Annotated in this window: 17 protein-coding genes and 1 other RNA gene; 16 read left to right on the forward strand and 2 right to left on the reverse strand. The window is 36.9% G+C overall.

What is annotated here, in order from left to right; translation table 11 throughout:
* Nucleotides 1-205: 205 nt before the first annotated feature.
* From ACTJJF_RS04385 to ACTJJF_RS04400, 4 genes are all read left to right on the forward strand, one after another.
* Nucleotides 206-1,042, forward strand: a complete 837-nt coding sequence (locus ACTJJF_RS04385; RefSeq protein WP_123842346.1) for a 1,4-dihydroxy-2-naphthoyl-CoA synthase — start codon at nucleotides 206-208, stop codon at nucleotides 1,040-1,042.
* A gap of 68 nt (nucleotides 1,043-1,110) precedes the next feature.
* Complete coding sequence (gene menA, locus ACTJJF_RS04390; protein WP_440698807.1) at nucleotides 1,111-2,040, forward strand: 1,4-dihydroxy-2-naphthoate octaprenyltransferase; 930 nt, start codon at nucleotides 1,111-1,113, stop codon at nucleotides 2,038-2,040.
* A gap of 17 nt (nucleotides 2,041-2,057) precedes the next feature.
* A complete protein-coding gene (locus ACTJJF_RS04395) occupies nucleotides 2,058-2,504 on the forward strand; it encodes an SRPBCC family protein (protein WP_440698808.1) in 447 nt (148 codons plus the stop codon).
* Between the two features lie 138 nt (nucleotides 2,505-2,642).
* Nucleotides 2,643-3,329: a metal-dependent hydrolase gene (locus ACTJJF_RS04400; RefSeq protein WP_440698809.1), complete on the forward strand. Its 687-nt coding sequence runs from the start codon at nucleotides 2,643-2,645 to the stop codon at nucleotides 3,327-3,329.
* A 116-nt stretch (nucleotides 3,330-3,445) separates the two neighbouring features.
* Here ACTJJF_RS04400 and ffs read toward each other — a convergent pair.
* Nucleotides 3,446-3,543, reverse strand: an RNA gene (gene ffs, locus ACTJJF_RS04405) — signal recognition particle sRNA small type.
* A gap of 131 nt (nucleotides 3,544-3,674) precedes the next feature.
* Here ffs and ACTJJF_RS04410 point away from each other — a divergent pair.
* The 9 genes from ACTJJF_RS04410 (at nucleotide 3,675) to ACTJJF_RS04450 (ending at nucleotide 14,130) form a co-directional block, all read left to right on the forward strand.
* Entirely contained in the window at nucleotides 3,675-4,277 is a 603-nt protein-coding gene (locus ACTJJF_RS04410; RefSeq protein WP_440698810.1) for a DUF4199 domain-containing protein, read from the forward strand.
* A gap of 16 nt (nucleotides 4,278-4,293) precedes the next feature.
* Nucleotides 4,294-5,244, forward strand: a complete 951-nt coding sequence (locus ACTJJF_RS04415; protein ID WP_312303139.1) for a glycosyltransferase family 2 protein — start codon at nucleotides 4,294-4,296, stop codon at nucleotides 5,242-5,244.
* A gap of 560 nt (nucleotides 5,245-5,804) precedes the next feature.
* A complete protein-coding gene (locus ACTJJF_RS04420) occupies nucleotides 5,805-6,506 on the forward strand; it encodes a GIN domain-containing protein (protein ID WP_440698811.1) in 702 nt (233 codons plus the stop codon).
* Nucleotides 6,507-6,570: 64 nt separating this feature from the next.
* Nucleotides 6,571-8,286 carry a phospho-sugar mutase gene (locus ACTJJF_RS04425; RefSeq protein WP_440698812.1) on the forward strand — a complete coding sequence of 572 codons (1,716 nt, stop codon included), beginning with the start codon at nucleotides 6,571-6,573 and terminating at the stop codon, nucleotides 8,284-8,286.
* Between the two features lie 176 nt (nucleotides 8,287-8,462).
* On the forward strand, nucleotides 8,463-9,716 hold the full coding sequence (locus ACTJJF_RS04430) for a pyridoxal phosphate-dependent aminotransferase (RefSeq protein WP_312303147.1): 1,254 nt from the start codon (nucleotides 8,463-8,465) through the stop codon (nucleotides 9,714-9,716).
* A 914-nt stretch (nucleotides 9,717-10,630) separates the two neighbouring features.
* Nucleotides 10,631-11,617, forward strand: coding sequence for a phosphatase PAP2 family protein (locus tag ACTJJF_RS04435; RefSeq protein ID WP_440698813.1), 987 nt, complete (start codon nucleotides 10,631-10,633; stop codon nucleotides 11,615-11,617).
* Nucleotides 11,618-12,014: 397 nt separating this feature from the next.
* On the forward strand, nucleotides 12,015-12,737 hold the full coding sequence (gene kdsB / locus ACTJJF_RS04440; RefSeq protein WP_440698814.1) for a 3-deoxy-manno-octulosonate cytidylyltransferase: 723 nt from the start codon (nucleotides 12,015-12,017) through the stop codon (nucleotides 12,735-12,737).
* Between the two features lie 118 nt (nucleotides 12,738-12,855).
* Entirely contained in the window at nucleotides 12,856-13,518 is a 663-nt protein-coding gene (locus ACTJJF_RS04445) for a histidine kinase (protein WP_312303153.1), read from the forward strand.
* Between the two features lie 36 nt (nucleotides 13,519-13,554).
* Nucleotides 13,555-14,130 (forward strand): glutathione peroxidase, encoded by a 576-nt coding sequence (locus tag ACTJJF_RS04450; protein WP_440698815.1) that lies wholly within the window; start codon nucleotides 13,555-13,557, stop codon nucleotides 14,128-14,130.
* 92 nt (nucleotides 14,131-14,222) lie between these two features.
* On the opposite strand, the gene ACTJJF_RS04455 is transcribed toward ACTJJF_RS04450, so the two are convergent.
* The gene (locus ACTJJF_RS04455; protein ID WP_312303159.1) at nucleotides 14,223-14,879 is read right to left on the reverse strand and encodes an NAD(P)H-binding protein; all 657 of its coding nucleotides are present in this window, start codon (nucleotides 14,877-14,879) and stop codon (nucleotides 14,223-14,225) included.
* Between the two features lie 72 nt (nucleotides 14,880-14,951).
* On the opposite strand from ACTJJF_RS04455, the gene ACTJJF_RS04460 reads away from it, so the two are divergent.
* From ACTJJF_RS04460 to ACTJJF_RS04470, 3 genes are all read left to right on the forward strand, one after another.
* Nucleotides 14,952-15,311: a hypothetical protein gene (locus ACTJJF_RS04460; RefSeq protein WP_440698816.1), complete on the forward strand. Its 360-nt coding sequence runs from the start codon at nucleotides 14,952-14,954 to the stop codon at nucleotides 15,309-15,311.
* Between the two features lie 29 nt (nucleotides 15,312-15,340).
* Entirely contained in the window at nucleotides 15,341-15,697 is a 357-nt protein-coding gene (locus ACTJJF_RS04465; RefSeq protein WP_440698817.1) for an MmcQ/YjbR family DNA-binding protein, read from the forward strand.
* A gap of 67 nt (nucleotides 15,698-15,764) precedes the next feature.
* Nucleotides 15,765-16,274 carry a hypothetical protein gene (locus tag ACTJJF_RS04470; protein ID WP_440698818.1) on the forward strand — a complete coding sequence of 170 codons (510 nt, stop codon included), beginning with the start codon at nucleotides 15,765-15,767 and terminating at the stop codon, nucleotides 16,272-16,274.

Below are 16,274 nucleotides of genomic sequence, written 5' to 3' on the forward strand. Positions count from 1 at the left end.
CTGCAAAGGCGCTTACTCCTACAAACCTAACAGGTTTCAAAAACCTGTTAGGTTGAGCCATGAGCTACCGGATATACTATTTCTGGTGTAAATATTTACACCGGAATTCCTCATTCAAAATTTCTCTCTTTTATAGACGTGAACCTTAAATTTCACCCTCGGAAATTCTCTGTAATTCCGTATCTTTGAGAAAAATTTTTATAAGATGATCGAGTGGAAAACCGCTAAGGAATACGAAGATATTACCTATAAAAAATCTAACGGAGTAGCAAGAATTGCTTTCAACAGACCGGAAGTGCGTAACGCTTTCAGACCTAAAACAACTTCAGAATTATACGATGCCTTTTATGACGCCTATGAAGACCCTTCCATAGGAGTGGTATTGCTTTCAGGAGAAGGACCAAGCCCTAAAGACGGTGGCTGGGCTTTCTGTAGTGGAGGAGACCAAAAAGCAAGAGGGCATCAGGGATATGTAGGAGAAGACGGAAGACACCGTTTGAATATCCTTGAAGTACAGCGTCTGATCCGTTTCATGCCCAAAGTAGTGATTGCTGTGGTTCCGGGATGGGCCGTTGGTGGCGGACACTCTCTTCACGTAGTGTGTGACCTTACTTTAGCTAGTGAAGAACATGCAATCTTCAAGCAAACTGATGCTGATGTGACAAGTTTTGACGGTGGTTACGGATCTGCTTACCTTGCTAAAATGGTAGGACAGAAAAAAGCCCGTGAGATCTTCTTTTTAGGAAGAAACTATTCCGCTCAGGAAGCTTATGAAATGGGTATGGTAAACAAAGTTGTTCCTCATGCGGAACTGGAAGATACAGCCTACGAATGGGCTCAGGAAATCCTTGCAAAATCACCAACGTCTATCAGAATGCTGAAGTTCGCAATGAACCTTACAGACGATGGAATGGTTGGTCAGCAGGTATTTGCAGGAGAAGCAACCCGTCTGGCATATATGACAGAAGAAGCTAAAGAAGGAAGAAATGCTTTCCTTGAAAAAAGAAAACCGAACTTCGGAGACGATCAATGGATATCATAACATTGGCGATGAGTAATAAGTAATGAGTACTTCATTGCTTATTACTCATTGCTCATTACTTATAAATTATGACTGATTGGATAAAAGCCGCAAGGCTCAGAACTTTACCGCTGTCTTTAAGCGGGATTATTATGGGAGCTTTCATTGCAAAATGGAGGCTGTACAGGGAAGGTGGAACATGGGACTGGAAGATTTTTGCACTCGCACTTTTGGTAACGCTTTTGTATCAGATTTTATCAAACTATGCCAATGATTATGGCGATGGAGTAAAAGGAACCGATGCAAAAAGGATCAATGAAGCAGAAGCAAGAGCAGTAGCATCAGGAAAAATTACGGCGAAGCAGATGAAAAATGCAGTAATTCTTTTTTCAGCATTGTCTTTCATCGCTACCATAGCTTTATTATATGTAGCTTTCATTCCGGAGTATATGAATGAGTTCTATATTTTCATAGGACTGGGAGTTGCCAGTATTTTAGCAGCAATCGGATACACAGTAGGGAAGAAGCCTTACGGTTATATAGGATTGGGAGATATTTTTGTATTTATCTTCTTCGGATTGGTTTCCGTATGCGGAAGTTATTTCCTGTTTACAAAAACATTCAGCTGGGATATGCTATTGCCGGGAACTGCTGTAGGAATGATGAGTATGGCGGTTTTGAACCTGAACAATATGAGAGATATTGAAAGTGATAAACTATCAGGAAAGAACAGTTTTGCATTAAGAATCGGATTCAAAAATGCAATGATCTATGAAATGATCCTGTTACAGCTTCCATTGGTACTGATCCTTATCTTTTTAGGAGTAAACGGGTTTATACAGCAGCAAAACTACTATGTTTTCATTGTAATGATCCTTTTGTTCCCATTAGCAAAACTGAGAAGGAATATCATGTCAGTAAAAGAGCCGAAAGAATTAGATCAGTATTTAAAGCAGGTTGGGATTATGACGTTTGTAATGGCAATTCTTACAGCAGCCGGACTTAATTTATTTAACTAAATCTAAAATAGTATATCATGGATTCTAATGTTTATGTGGAAGCTCAGATGCTTATCAGAAAACCGGTTGAAGATGTTTTTGAAGCATTCATCAACCCTGAAGTCACTACTAATTTCTGGTTTACAAAATCTACCGGAAAATTAGAAGAAGGAACTACGGTAACCTGGGAATGGGAAATGTACGGCGTAAAAAACGTAGTGAAAGTTCACCAGATTATTCCGAACCAGCTGATCAGGACAGAATGGGGCGAGCCTTCTGTAAACGTAGACTATGAATTCAAAACGATGGAAAACGGTACTCTTGTTGTCATTAAAAGCTATGGATTCAGCCAGACGGGTAAAGATCTGCTGAAGGAAATTAATGACAATACAGGCGGCTTTACGACAGTTTTAGACGGTTGTAAGGCTTATCTGGAACATGGGATCAACCTGAGACTTATCGAAGATAAATTCCCGTCGAAATAATAGATTAAAATAAATAACGCAGTTGCGTTTAAAGAAAATACGGATGGCACGAATGCTTTCACGAATGTCACTATATTGGGCTGTTTGTGAAATTGTTTGAGTCATCTGTGTTTAATCATAATTGAAATTAAATTTACAATGAAAATACAATTCTTAGGGCAAAATTGTTTTCTGTTCACGTACAAGGACAAAACAATTTTAAGTGACCCTTTTTACAATTACAAAAAAGCGGAATCAGGTTTTGATATTACCGCTCAAAAAATCGATTACATTCTATTGACCCATGCTCATGGAGATCATATTGCAGATGTAGCGGAGGTATTACAGCATTACCCGGAAGCAACCGTAATCGGAGTACCGGAAGTATGCGGATATTTTACACAGGCAAAAAATAAAGATGATGTGAACTTAGGAGGATCGGCAAAAATCGACGATCTTAAAATTTCCATGGTTCCGGCTCATCATACAAGTTCTTTTCCGGATGGAAGCTATGGAGGCGTTCCCGTAGGTTATATTTTCAGACTTCCTGAAGGTAAGAACATCTATTTGGCAGGAGATACGGGAGTAATGGCAGATATGGAGCTGTTTCCAAGGTTATATGGGAATATTGACCTTTCTATCCTTCCTATCGGGAGCCACTACACAATGTGCCCGAGAAAAGCATCTTTCGCTGCAGCAGAATTATTAAAAACTCCCAAAGTGATCGGATGTCATTTTGATACTTTCCCTGCCATTGAGATCAATCATGAAAGTGCATTAAAGCATTTTGTAGATAAAAATGTAGAACTTGTTTTACCAAAATTAGGTGAGACATTCGAATTTTAATCAATAACGGGAGTCGGTAATCTGAAAATTAAAAAAAATGAAAATGATGCGTAAGGTATTAAAAACAAAAAAAGATAATTATCAAATTACCTCTCTTCTCACTTTAAACCAAAAAAAAATGGCAAGCTACCTAAATCACACCGCTACGACCGATTACCTTTGCTGCGTTCCCACCCTGGAGGATTCTCAGGAGCTGGTTGTTTAGGACTTGCCGTTGCAAAGGTAGGAAATATTTGTTAACTTCAAAACTTTATTAAAGAAAATTAGTCGAAAAAATGCAGTGGTAGAGCTAAACGGCTGACATTTAGAGGAATAATTTTTCAACTTTTTTCTAAAAAATTAAATATGACGAAAAGTCCATCAACACTAGGAATTATACTTTTTATCGCTACAATGATCGTTTTCTTTGTAGTATACACTTTTTTCTCAGGGATCAATTATTTTGATATCTCTCTGAAAGCCAATGCGTTCGTCTTACCTGTTTTATATGCCGGAGCCGCTTTCTGGTCTGTAAAATCATACTGGAACAACCATAGAGTAGTAAGTTTTAAAGAAGCTTTCAAAAGAGCATTCATTCCGATGTTTATCGGGGGAATTCTTTCCATTTTGAGTATTTATGCCTTTTTAAACTTTGCAGATACTGATGCCAAAAAACTGCTGAACTACCAATATGTTCAAAGACAAAAATCAGAATTGGATACAGAGTATACCAGTGCAAGAAAAATCCTGAAGCATCAAAAAGATATTGATGAACTGGATCAGAAGTATAAAGAAAGGCTTCAAAGCTTTACTCCGGAGGCTTTAAAAGGAAAAGATATGCTTACCGCAAGTCATTTTTCAGGATATTTTGCAGCAATTCTTATATTTTACGTAGTTTTGTCGGTGTTTTTCGGAGCGTTTTTCAGAACAAGAACCATTCATCAACCCGAAGAAACAAATCAAGCCTAATTTTTATTAAAATTAAATGAATTTATCTATAGTTATTCCGTTACTGAACGAAGAAGATTCTCTGGAAGAACTTTTTTCAAGAATTGACAACGTTTGCAAAATCAGCAATTTATCTTATGAAATCTGGTTTGTAGACGATGGTAGTACGGACTTGTCGTGGAGCATTATTGAAAACTTAAAAGTACAGCATCCTCAGATCCACGGCATTAAATTTTCCAGAAATTACGGAAAATCACAGGCACTTCATGCTGCCTTCTCAAGAACAAACGGAGATGTTGTCATCACCATGGATGCCGATTTGCAGGATTTCCCTGAAGAAATTCCGGAGCTGTATAATATGGTAATCAATGAAAATTACGATATCGTTTCCGGCTGGAAGAAGAAGCGTTTTGATAATGTGATGACCAAAAATATTCCGTCAAAACTATTCAATGCAGCAGCAAGAAAAGTTTCAGGAGTTTATCTTCACGATTTCAATTGTGGTTTGAAAGCGTATAAAAAGCAGGTGGTAAAATCTGTAGATGTATACGGCGATATGCACCGTTATATTCCTGTACTGGCTGCCAATGCAGGTTTCAGAAGAATCACGGAAAAAGAAGTACAGCATCAGGCAAGGCCTTACGGAACTTCAAAATTCGGAACAGAAAGATTTATCAGAGGTTTTCTGGATTTGGTAACCCTTTGGTTTGTAAGTCGTTTTGGAGGAAGGCCAATGCATTTCTTCGGAGCCGTGGGAACTTTAATGTTTATCTTCGGTTTCCTTTCAGCACTTTGGCTGGGAATCTCAAAACTGATTGATGTTGCCAGAGGAATCTACGGACACCTGATCACCAATAACCCATGGTTTTTCATCGCCCTGACGATGATGATTCTGGGAACACTACTGTTTGTGGCAGGATTCCTGGGAGAAATGATCATCAGAACCAACCGGGAGCATAAGAATTATAATATTGATGAAGTGATATAAAAAGAGATTAATTTTCAGTTGAAACATATTGAAAATTAGTTTTTATTGTAAACATCCCATCGATACAGTGACCATTCATTCCCCTCCTCTGGAGGGGTGGCAAAAATTCAAAGAATTTTTGACGGGGTGGTTTTCCCCAAAATATACTTCATTCTATAATAACATACCTTAGAAAGTCTTGCTTTCTAAGGTGTTTTTTTATTTTAAATATTCATAATGATCTGTTGAAAAATGAAATACAGCCGATACTGAAGATTATCTTAATGAAAATATCTCATGCAAATAAAGAATACCTGCTTTTATTTTCAATTGCCGGAAGTCCTAAAACCTGATTTTATAAATAAGTAAAGGAAAGAAATAATAAAAAACAGTCTTTTCCTGAAAACTGAAAAATTGAAAATTATCAGGTATTTTATTGTCAAATGACAAAGTTTTTTACAAATTTTAATCCTATTTTTGTTAAACAATAGTATTGAAATTTTCTATGGCGGGAATACAAACCGTTTCAGAAATTTCAGTACCGGATCATTATGATTGAAATAGAATATTTAAAATTAAATATGAAAAAAGTATTGTACACATTGATGCTGGTAGCGGTAGTTTCCTGCGGAAAAGTTTCTCCGAAAGGAAATATTGAAAAGAAAGATGTGGATGTTTCAGAATTTGTAAATCTGGATCTGAGCGGTAAATTCAGGGTATTTTATGCCAGAGGACCAAAAAACTTTGTAGAGATAGAAACTTATCCGAATGTTGCCGGTAACCTCGATGTAGACGTAAAAGACAAAACACTTTTCATCAAAGAAAAAAGAGGAACAAAAGGGGTAGATTTTTACAATGTAACGATCTATTCAAAATATAACCTTGAAAAAGTGGCAGTCTCAGATTCTGTAGAAATGAATATTTCAAGCGAAATTAAAACCGATAATTTCAGACTTAATCTGAAAAATTATGCTACCTTCATGGGATCTGTCAATACCAGAAGAGCAGAAGTGGAAATGCACAACAGAAGCCGAGCCAACTTCCTAGGACTGACAAAAGATGCCGTGATAAAAATCTCAGACACAGCAAGTTTAATTGCTCCTTACTGGAAAATCACCAACCTGAATATCGATTCCAAAAACGGAAACTATGCAGAGGTTAACGTAAAAGACTCTTTGAAAGGAAATATTCAGAATACGGCAAAATTCATCTATTATAACGATCCGATCAGAGCGTTTAAAATTGATAAAACAACGAAAGTTGAAAACAAAAAGCTGGATTAAAAAACAGCATTATTTAAACTAGAAACTAGGAACTTTACAAACTATAAAAGAACAACATACAAATATGAATACATTAGAAAAAGCGAAACTTTGGTTAAGTGAGACCTTCGATGAAGAAACGAGAAATGCAGTACAGCTATTAATCGACAGCAATTCTCCGGATCTGGAAGATGCTTTCTACAGAGAACTGGAATTCGGAACAGGAGGAATGCGTGGAATAATGGGAGTAGGAACCAACCGCTTGAATAAATATACATTGGGACAGGCTACTCAGGGGCTTGCGAACTATATGTTGCAGCAGTTCAAAGGAGAAGAGATCAAAGTGGCCATTGCTTATGATGTCCGCAATAATTCAAAAGAATTTGGAAAGCTGGTCGCAGATGTTTTAACGGCTAATGGAATTAAAGTATTGCTTTTCAAAGATCACAGACCGACGCCGGAACTATCTTTCACGGTTCGTGATAAAAAATGTAACGGAGGAATTGTATTGACGGCTTCTCACAACCCGCCTGAATATAACGGTTACAAAGTATACTGGAATGACGGAGCACAGATTGTTCCACCCAATGATGAAGCAATCATCAATGAAGTATATTCTGTAAAATTCGATGAGATAAAATTCGATGGAAATGATGACCTGATCGAGTGGATCGGGGAAGAGCAGGATGATGTGTATATTGATGCTTGTATCGAAAACTCTACTTACCAGAATGTAGGTAAGGAAAACCTGAATATTGTATTTACTTCGATCCACGGAACCACTTATACCACTATTCCTAAGGCTTTGGCAAAAGCAGGGTTCAAGAAAGTAGACCTTGTTAAAGAGCAAATGATCCCAAGCGGAAACTTCCCGACTGTAGATTCTCCAAACCCGGAAGAGCCTGCAGCGCTGGAAATGGCTATGGATCTTGCAAGAATCACCAATGCAGATATCGTGATCGGAACCGATCCGGATGGAGACCGACTGGGAATTGCTGTAAGAAATCTTGACGGTGAAATGCAGCTGCTGAACGGTAACCAGACCAATACGATCCTTACGTATTATATCCTGAATGAATGGAGAAAGCAGGAAAGAATTACAGGAAAAGAATTCATTGGGTCTACCATCGTAACTTCAGATATCTTCTTTGATATAGCGCAGAAATTCGGTGTAGAATGTAAAGTGGGTCTTACGGGATTCAAATGGATAGGAAAAATGATCCGTGAAGCAGAAGGAACCCAGAAATTTGTTTGTGGCGGTGAAGAAAGTTTTGGTTTTATGACCGGAGATTTCGTACGTGATAAAGACTCTTGCGGAAGTATTCTTTTGGCATGTGAAATTGCAGCATGGTGTAAAGCCAATGGAAGAACGATGTACCAATACATGATAGAAATTTATCAGGATCTCGGAATGTATTATGAAGGACTGATCAATATCGTAAGAAAAGGAAAAGAAGGTGCTGAAGAAATTCAGAATATGATGAAAAATTTCCGTGAAAATCCTCCGAAAGAACTGGCAGGTTCATTAGTGGAAGAAGTGAAGGATTTTAAAGAACAGACAAGCCTTACCGTTTCTTCGAATGAGAAAAAAGTAATGAATGATATCCCGAAATCCAATGTACTGATCTATTATACCCAGGATGGTACAAAAGTCTGTGTAAGACCTTCAGGTACAGAACCAAAGATAAAATTCTATGTTTCTGTAAAAGATTCAATCACATCAGAAGCGGATTTCAGAGATAAATTAAAATCATTGGAAGAGAAAATTGCAGCTGTTAAAACAGATTTAAAACTGGATTAATTTCTGGAAAACAGCAGATGATTAAAAATAATAACAATTTGTCTGCTGTCTGCAACTGGTACCACTAAAAAAGCAAAGAACTAATATCCGCCTATGATGCCCGCATCCCTGTGGACCAGATAGGAAAGAGAATCATTTGAGTAGATAATATTAGTAAATTTTAAATAAGAAATAAAGTGAAAGTTTCAAAATTAGCAGCGAACCTGATCGGTTCTGAAATTGTAAAAATTGGTAACGAAGTAAATGATCTAAAAGCAAAGGGAGCAGAAATTGCCAATCTTACTATTGGTGACCTGAATTCTAATATCTATCCTATTCCGGCATTGCTGAAGGAGGAGATTCAGAAAGCCTATCAGAATAATCTGACGAACTACCCACCTGCCAACGGACTTTTATCTTTAAGAAAAGAAGTTTCCAAAGACCTAAAAACCAGATGGAACCTGGATTACTCTCCCAACGATATTTTGATCACAGCAGGGTCAAGACCATTGATCTATGCTGTATACAAAACAATTGTAGATGAAGGCGATAAAGTGGTATATCCTACACCATCATGGAACAACAACCATTATGCTTACCTTACTTCAGCCAACGCAGTAGAAGTAAAGACAAAACCTGAAACCAACTTCCTTCCAACAGCAGATGATTTAAAACCGCATCTGGACGGAGCCGTTTTGTTAGCACTTTGCTCACCATTGAACCCTACAGGAACTATGTTTACAAGAGAGCAGCTTTCAGAAATCTGTGAACTGGTTATTGCTGAAAACAAAAAGAGAGGAGCAGACGAAAAGCCTTTGTACTTAATGTATGACCAGATCTATTCTAATCTTACTTTCGGTGCAGAACACGTAGATCCGGTTTCTCTTTTCCCAGAAATGAAAGAATATACTGTATACATTGATGGTATTTCTAAGTGTCTGGCAGCAACAGGTGTACGTGTAGGATGGGGATTCGGACCTGCTCATATCATTGATAAAATGAAAGCGCTTCTTACGCACGTGGGAGCCTGGGCACCAAAACCAGAGCAGGAAGCAACAGCAAAATTCTATGAAAACCCTGAAAATGTAAATGTTTTCGTAGAAGATTTCAAAGGAAAACTGGAGGAAAGCTTAAAAGTTCTTCACGGAGGAATTCAGGATTTAAAAGGAAAAGGATTGACTGTTGACAGTATTGAGCCAATGGGAGCCCTTTATCTTACCATCAAATTAGACTATATCGGGAAAACAAAACCTGACGGAGCGGTTATTGAAAACTCTTCAGATCTTGTATTCTATCTGATCAATGAGGCAGGAGTGGCTTTAGTACCGTTCTCGGCGTTTGGTGAAGAGAAATCTGAGCCTTGGTTCCGTGCTTCAGTAGGTGGACTGGCAATTGATGAAATCAAAGTAATGCTTCCAAAGCTGGAAAATGCTTTGAATAATTTGAAATAATTATAAAATAAATAGAGATGCTTCGGCCTCGCTCAACATGACATTGGTAAAATATACACATAGTATCTACACTGTCATTTTGAGCGGAGTTGAAGCTTTTTTGTATAAACTAATCACCCATGAAACTTCCCCGGAAATACTTTCTTGAGACAAAATTTTTATTTTTTTCAACATTGACAATCATAATAATAGTGATTCTAAGTGTTTGGCTTTCTGGAAAGACAGATCACCGTTCACTATTTCAGAATTCCATTGTATCAACCTCTGTTTTGGCAGGAAGTTTTTTTCTGTTTATAACTACCGGTTTATATTTTGGTTTGAAATTAAAAGATAATGTCGGAAATATTTTAAACAAAGAACGGTTACAAAAATATGCTGATAAAACCCCGAAATTTAATGGTTTCGATTTTGACCCTGCAGTAGGAGATGGAATAGGAGGAGTTATACTTTCTATTCTTTTATGGATTGTCTTTTCCATTTTGCTTATCTTTCTTTCTTATTTCTTTGGACTTTTCTTTTGGTCAGCTGTATTATTTCTTGGGGCTATTTTATATTGGTTATTTTTCAGAGCATTGCGGTTGGTTTTTAAAAATTCGGGAAAATGCAGAGGAAATCTTTTAAAAAGTTTTGGTTTCGGGCTTTTTTACTCTTTTATGTATATTTCCTGGATCTATGGGATTATCTTTCTGATTCAATATTTGCATTGATCATGTATCATTTTAAACCTACTTAAATGACTAAAGTGTTTAAAATAAAATTTTTGTGACTTTTGTGGTTTTATAAATTAAAACAGATTCTCTACAAAAAAATTAAATAAACCTTAAAAATAACACAAACATTTGTACTACGGATAACAAGGAATTACCTTTGGGACTTCTATACACCCAAATATAACAGAGTTGAAAACAACAACGATGAAAAGGCTGAGATTTCTGCTGCTGCCGGTATCCGTATTGGTATGTTCACAGGAAGTGGATACTTTGAAAGTCCGTGGATTGCCACAGGAACCCGTGTCGTCCAAAGTACAGACTTACATCTTAAAGGATGGTTCGGTCAGGACTTATCCCAAACCAAAACTTCTCGATTTTGTAACCAAATTACCCCGGAACTTTATCGATACCAATAAAGATTTTGTAGCAAAAGATCATGCCTACTATCTGGGAGGTGCAGTAGCCGGTACGCTGATTCTTCTTCCTTTTGATCAGAAACTGATTGATAACTCAAGAGAACTGGGCGAAAGATGGGGAATGAATAAGGATAATAATTATACCAAAGTGGGAGGTGTTTTTAAAATTCCTAAAGATATCGGTTCAGCAATCTACCTGATTGGAAATGGCTCTACATTGGTATTGCTTGGGATTGGTTTCGGGACGTATGGACTCATCAAAAATGATTACAGGGCACAGGCTACCGCAAGCGGATTGATGGAGAGTTTAATCCTTTCCGGAGTGTTTACCCAAACCATTAAAAGAATTACCGGAAGAGAAAGCCCCTTCATTGCAGAAGAATATGGTCATAAAGGCGGTGCATGGAATCCGTTTCCGAGCTTTTCGGCATTCAGTAAAAACACTTCGAATTATGATGCGATGCCATCAGGGCACTTAACAACGTTTATGGCAGGTATTACCGTGATTGCAGATAATTATCCGGATGCAGGCTGGATCAGGCCGGTAGGGTATACATTGGCAGGGGCATTATGTTTTCAGATGATGCAGAGTAAAGTTCACTGGGCTTCAGATTATCCGTTAGCGTTGTTAATGGGCTATTTTATAGGTAAAACCATCTCAAAAAGCAGGTATACTTCTTCAGAAGGAACCATTGGAAAAACCAAATACAAATTTGACCTTATGGCATCCCGTCAGTGGGAATACAATATGGTAGGAGTAAAACTGTCATTTTAAATATTGACTCATTTAAAAATCTATATCCAATTCTCACATTTTCATTTGAAGATGTGGGAATTTTTCTTTTTTTAAGATCGGAAATGATGTGAGATAAGTCTCGGTTTCAATAAAATGTTAAATATTAAACTGTAAAGGTTTTTAGCCTGAAAATACGTTCGATAAATACACAAATTCGTTAACGCTTAAAGACCAATATACTTTCGCTGAACGAAGTGCCTTTGCGATCCTAAAATATTCACAGCTCGAAAAGATGTTCTTTGCGAACTTTGCGATTAAAAAACTTATTCCGGGTTCACGTTAAAATAGTTTTCACTACTTTTGGTCTGAATAAGCACTATCACCTGTCTAAAGATGATAAGGCTTTCGAAAGACTTAATTAAATATTTTTTACTGAATGAAAATAATCGCTGTCATCCCTGCACGTTATGAAGCAAGCCGCTTTCCGGGAAAACTGATGCAGATCCTGGGAGAAAAAACCGTTATTACCACCACCTATCAGAATGTTGTAGAGACAGGGCTCTTTGATGAAGTTTTTGTTGCAACAGACTCAGAAATCATCCTTGATGAAATTGTAAAAAACGGAGGAAAAGCTGTAATGACCGGGCAGCATGAGACAGGAAGCGACCGTATTGCAGAAGCGGTACAGAATATTGACTGTGATATTGTGATCAACGTTCAGGGAGATGAGCCTTTTCTTAAGCTGGAACCTTTACAGCAGTTGATAGAAGTCTTCAGACATGATACCGCACAGGAAATTTCATTGGCTTCTCTAAAGATCAGGTTATCCGAAAAAGAGGAAATTGAAAACCCAAATAATGTTAAAGTGATTACTGACAACAATGGTTTTGCCTTATATTTCAGCCGTTCTGTGATTCCTTTTCATAGAGAGATTTCCTATAATATCAGTTATTTCAAACATATCGGAGTGTATGCTTTCAGAAAAGAAGCATTATTACAGTTTTCAAAATTAGAGATGAAACCTTTGGAAATTTCAGAAAAAATTGAATGTATCCGTTATCTTGAATATGGAATGAAGATTAAAATGATTGAAACCAATTTCATCGGGGTGGGGATTGATACTCCTGAAGATCTGGAAAAAGCCAGAAAATTAATTTAAAGACGGTTTTGAAATGGGAAGAAACTAAGCAAAATTCATCCCGTTGGGCTTCTCGGCTTTGTCTGTCTTTTGCATTTTATCTCAAATCCCCTTATATTTGAATTTATAAATAAAATTAATGAAGAAGTTATTATTAGTATTCGGACTGATATTTTCACACCTTACATTTGCACAGACCGCAAAGGAAATTATTGATAAAAATATTGAATTATCCGGTGGACTGACCAACTGGAAGCTTTTAAATTCAGTATTGCTTCAGGGAAAAGTGGTGTTGGGAATTAAGGATGAATATCCGATAAAAATTTATCAGCAGCGTCCGAATCTTACCAAAACACTCATTACTACAGGCGGAAAAGAAACTGCCATTGAAGGTTTTGACGGAACGAAAGGCTATGCCATGAATTATGCTGCCAACAAACTGCAGGTATATCCTGAATATGTGCCGGAAAGTTTTGATAATGATTTCATTGATTGGGAAAACAAAGGTTTTGACGCAAAGTATCTTGGAAAAGAAAAGGTAGGCGAGATCTACTGCCACAAAGTAGAACTGACTAAAAATGTCAATAAGAATATATACTATTTTGATACTAAATCGTATATGCTTCTGAAAGAAATAAAAAAAGACGAAACATTGATCTATTCCGATTATAAAAAAGTAGGAAACCTTGTAATGCCTTTCAGAATTGAATCCTCAAGCCCTAAAAAGGACGGAGACTATGTGATGTTACTCAATAAAGTGGATGTCAATAAAGTCTTTCCTTCCAATATTTTTAAGTTTTAATTCAACTGCAGCACAGGCTGCAAAAATTAATAAAAAATGAAAAATATTTTTTTACTGCTGCTTTCCTTTATGGCGTTTTTACAAAGCTGCACCAATCAAAAAAGTGAAATTTCTAAAGCTAAAACCAAAGAACTTATGGGAAAAACAATATATGATTTTACAGTAGAAAGCCTTGACGGTAAGGAAATCAATTTTGCTGATTTCAAAGGAAAAAAGATCCTGATCGTCAATACCGCTTCAGAATGTGGGTTTACCCCTCAGTATGCCGATCTTGAAAAAGTATATGAGCAGTACAAAGATAAATTGGTAGTAGTAGGTTTCCCTGCAAATAATTTTGGAGGACAGGAGCCGGGAACCAATACTGAAATCGGGGCGTTCTGCCAGAAAAATTATGGTGTAACTTTTCCATTGGCTGCAAAAGTTTCTGTAAAAGGAGATGATATGGCACCGATTTTCAAATACCTGACAGAACAGGAGCTGAACGGAGTAAAAAATACAACCATCTTATGGAACTTTACCAAGTTTTTGGTAGATGAGAACGGAAAACTGATCGATACTTTTGTGAGTACAACAAAGCCTACTGATGAGGCCATTACAAAATATCTGAAATAATATAATAATACAATTTATATACTTGAAGTGGATTCCCTGGAATCCACTTTTTTATTTTAAAAGATTATAAAGCTTATAAGAAAAATTCAAACTTAATCATTATTTTTTTCCGCAAAGCAAAATATATTCCCAAGTTTAATGCTGGAATAGCCGTTACTTTTTATTTTGGAAGAATTAATCATAGCTTTAGCTAAAACATCTGTAGGCAGAGGTTTCTGGCTTTCCAAAAGACCTAGTTTATTAGCAAATCTGATGATACGACTGCCCAGAACTTCTCCGGTTCTTTCAGAATTTTTCCGCTCAAGCATTCCGGGTTTGAAAATCGTGATTTTATTAAAATGCAATTGTTTCACAGCTTCTTCCAGCTCACCCTTCATTCTGGAATAAAAAATCCTGGAATCCGGGCTTGCTCCATAGGCTGATACCAGAATATAATCTTCCACCTCATTTTCTCTGGCTGCTTTTGCAAACTCATACTGATAATCAAAATCTACCTTGCGCTGGGCTTCCTTACTTCCGGCATCCTTTAAAGTGGTTCCCAGGCATGAAAACGCAACATCTCCTTTCACCATTCCTTTCCATTCTTCAGGTTTTTCAAAATTGACAACGTGTACATGAAGCCTGTCATTCTGAATATCAACCGGTTTTCTCACAAAAATATCCACTTCCTCAAAATCTTTGTCATTGAGCAGCTGATTTACTAAATCCTTTCCTGTAGCGCCTGTAGCACCGATTACCAAAGCTTTCATAATAATAGGGTTTGATGGGATGATGATTTCTTTCTTAAATTTACTAAATTTGATTTAAAGTTTAGACATTTTATGGGATTAAAACAACCACATAAAATCCGGGTTTCTTTTGATGATATTGGACACGGAGAAACAGCTGCAGAAGAATTTTTTTATAATAATGAACATTTCAACGGTTATCTTGTGTTTGATTATCATCCTAATGGAAAGATTATGTATGAAGAAGAAATTAGGAATGGAGTTGTTATGGGATGGGTGAACGAATACTATGACAACGGAATCATGAAAAGGGAAAAAATATGCATGTATAGCCTACAGAACTCTATTATGTTCAGAACGTTTGACGAAGAAGGAAAAGAAACGGATTTTGCTTTGTTAATTTCCCCTGAAACTTATGAACAATATCTTTCAGAATATCATCTTTTAGATTGAAATACACTCATTACCTTACTCAAAAAAATATGGACGCAAACGAAATATTAGATTATTGTCTCGCCAAAAAAGCAGTTACGGAAAGCTTTCCCTTTGATAATGAAACACTTGTACTGAAGGTAGATACTAAGATGTTTCTGTTGATGGCTCTTGAGAAGCAGCCCTTATCCATCAATGTAAAGACAGATCCCGAATGGAGTGCAGAGCTTCGTGAGCAATATCCTCAGATCACAGGAGCTTACCATATGAATAAAACCCATTGGAATTCTGTAATGACCGATGGCTTAAAAAGAGAACTGATTTTTAAACTCATTGATCAGTCGTATGATCTGGTTTTTAAATCTTTGACTAAAAAAGCGCAGAATGCAGTGAACGGTTCTCTATAAATGCCATAAGGTACAGAATTTGTTATCCATTATCAGTGAAATATCTAACCCAATAAATATAATACAAATGCGAAACCACCTTTTATTATTAATGGCAGCAGGTACACTGATGTTATCAAGCTGTACCCAACCGGTAAAGAAAAGCCAGCCGGAACCTGAATCCGGCACTACTACAACTGCCACAGAAAATACAACTTCAGAAACAGTGCCTGACAATCTCAAATTAGAATTTTCAGGAACAGATAATTTTACCATCAAAAATGCCAAACTGAAGGTAAGCCTGTACGGAGTGGATGAAAATTTAGCTGATGCACCTGCTACTTTAATTGCTGAACATGAGTACGAGCAGAAATCAATTCCTTTTACTATTGATTTTCCGGTACCTGCAGATGCTGTAAGTAAAATTACCCCTAAACCTATGGGACCTGCGAAGTACTATGTTGCGCTAACCTGGGATTCAGACGGTAACGGAAAGACTGGAGAAAAAGGAGATATCTTTATTGATCACGATAAAGCATTTCCTAATGTGAAGCTGACTAATGAAACTCAGAAGATCTATTTAAAGGTTTTGAAATAA

This window comes from Chryseobacterium sp. 22458 (assembly GCF_052044975.1).
GTDB lineage: Bacteria > Bacteroidota > Bacteroidia > Flavobacteriales > Weeksellaceae > Chryseobacterium.

Coding starts and splice junctions, on each gene's coding strand:
- ACTJJF_RS04385 (WP_123842346.1), top strand. CDS start 206: ATGATCGAGTGGAAAACCGCTAAGGAATACGAAGATATTACCTATAAA.
- menA (WP_440698807.1), top strand. CDS start 1,111: ATGACTGATTGGATAAAAGCCGCAAGGCTCAGAACTTTACCGCTGTCT.
- ACTJJF_RS04395 (WP_440698808.1), top strand. CDS start 2,058: ATGGATTCTAATGTTTATGTGGAAGCTCAGATGCTTATCAGAAAACCG.
- ACTJJF_RS04400 (WP_440698809.1), top strand. CDS start 2,643: ATGAAAATACAATTCTTAGGGCAAAATTGTTTTCTGTTCACGTACAAG.
- ACTJJF_RS04410 (WP_440698810.1), top strand. CDS start 3,675: ATGACGAAAAGTCCATCAACACTAGGAATTATACTTTTTATCGCTACA.
- ACTJJF_RS04415 (WP_312303139.1), top strand. CDS start 4,294: ATGAATTTATCTATAGTTATTCCGTTACTGAACGAAGAAGATTCTCTG.
- ACTJJF_RS04420 (WP_440698811.1), top strand. CDS start 5,805: ATGAAAAAAGTATTGTACACATTGATGCTGGTAGCGGTAGTTTCCTGC.
- ACTJJF_RS04425 (WP_440698812.1), top strand. CDS start 6,571: ATGAATACATTAGAAAAAGCGAAACTTTGGTTAAGTGAGACCTTCGAT.
- ACTJJF_RS04435 (WP_440698813.1), top strand. CDS start 10,631: ATGAAAAGGCTGAGATTTCTGCTGCTGCCGGTATCCGTATTGGTATGT.
- kdsB (WP_440698814.1), top strand. CDS start 12,015: ATGAAAATAATCGCTGTCATCCCTGCACGTTATGAAGCAAGCCGCTTT.
- ACTJJF_RS04445 (WP_312303153.1), top strand. CDS start 12,856: ATGAAGAAGTTATTATTAGTATTCGGACTGATATTTTCACACCTTACA.
- ACTJJF_RS04450 (WP_440698815.1), top strand. CDS start 13,555: ATGAAAAATATTTTTTTACTGCTGCTTTCCTTTATGGCGTTTTTACAA.
- ACTJJF_RS04455 (WP_312303159.1), bottom strand. CDS start 14,879: ATGAAAGCTTTGGTAATCGGTGCTACAGGCGCTACAGGAAAGGATTTA.
- ACTJJF_RS04460 (WP_440698816.1), top strand. CDS start 14,952: ATGGGATTAAAACAACCACATAAAATCCGGGTTTCTTTTGATGATATT.
- ACTJJF_RS04465 (WP_440698817.1), top strand. CDS start 15,341: ATGGACGCAAACGAAATATTAGATTATTGTCTCGCCAAAAAAGCAGTT.
- ACTJJF_RS04470 (WP_440698818.1), top strand. CDS start 15,765: ATGCGAAACCACCTTTTATTATTAATGGCAGCAGGTACACTGATGTTA.